This is a genomic window from Acinetobacter sp. RF14B, assembly GCF_006864105.1.
Classification (GTDB): Bacteria; Pseudomonadota; Gammaproteobacteria; order Pseudomonadales; family Moraxellaceae; genus Acinetobacter; species Acinetobacter lwoffii_C.
Map to the genome: position 1 here is coordinate 1 of NZ_SMTB01000197.1, position 995 is coordinate 995.

Genomic DNA, 995 nt, shown 5'->3' on the forward strand with positions numbered 1-995 from the left:
ATGATTCGGGACAGCGCACAGGCTTATTGTCAAGACAAGCTGATGCCGCGTGTGCTCGAGCAGTTCCGTCATGAAAAAACCGATCCGGCTATTTTTCGTGAGATGGGCGAGCTTGGTCTGTTGGGTCCCACCATTCCTGAGCAATATGGCGGTGCGGGTTTAAATTATGTCAGCTATGGCCTGATTGCCCGTGAAGTGGAGCGTGTAGATTCCGGTTACCGTTCCATGGCCAGCGTACAAAGCTCTCTGGTGATGGTGCCGATCAATGAATTCGGGTCTGAAGAGCAGAAACAGAAATATTTACCGAAACTGGCTTCGGGTGAATACATTGGCTGTTTTGGTCTGACCGAGCCGGATCATGGTTCTGATCCAGGTAGCATGATCACGCGTGCCAAGAAAGTCGAGGGTGGTTACCGTCTGACAGGTGCGAAAATGTGGATTACCAACAGTCCGATTGCCGATGTATTTGTGGTCTGGGCCAAAGAAGTCTCAGCGGAGGGTAATGTCGGTGATATTCGCGGCTTTATTCTAGAAAAAGGCTGGGAAGGGCTGTCTGCACCAGCAATTCACGGCAAAGTCGGTCTGCGTGCTTCGATTACCGGTGAAATCGTGATGGATAATGTCTTTGTGCCAGAAGAAAATGCATTTCCGGAAATTCGCGGATTACGTGGTCCCTTTACCTGCCTGAACAGTGCACGCTATGGTATTGCCTGGGGTGCAATGGGCGCAGCTGAATTTTGCTGGCATACCGCCCATCAGTACACCATGGACCGTAAACAGTTTGACCGTCCACTGGCTGCCAATCAGTTGATCCAGAAGAAGCTGGCGAACATGCAAACTGAAATTGCTTTGGGCCTGCAAGTGGCTTTACGTTTTGGCCGAATGAAAGATGAAGGCATTGCTTCAGTGGAAGGGACTTCACTGATCAAGCGTAATAACTGTGGTAAAGCGCTGGAGATTGCGCGTCTTGCACGTGACATGCTGGGCGGGAACGG

General features: G+C 50.9%; 1 protein-coding gene. It reads left to right on the forward strand.

Annotated elements, in window-relative coordinates; translation table 11 throughout:
* Positions 1-995 (forward strand): acyl-CoA dehydrogenase family protein (locus E2K52_RS14475; protein WP_151205689.1); only part of this gene is annotated, 995 nt, incomplete at both ends.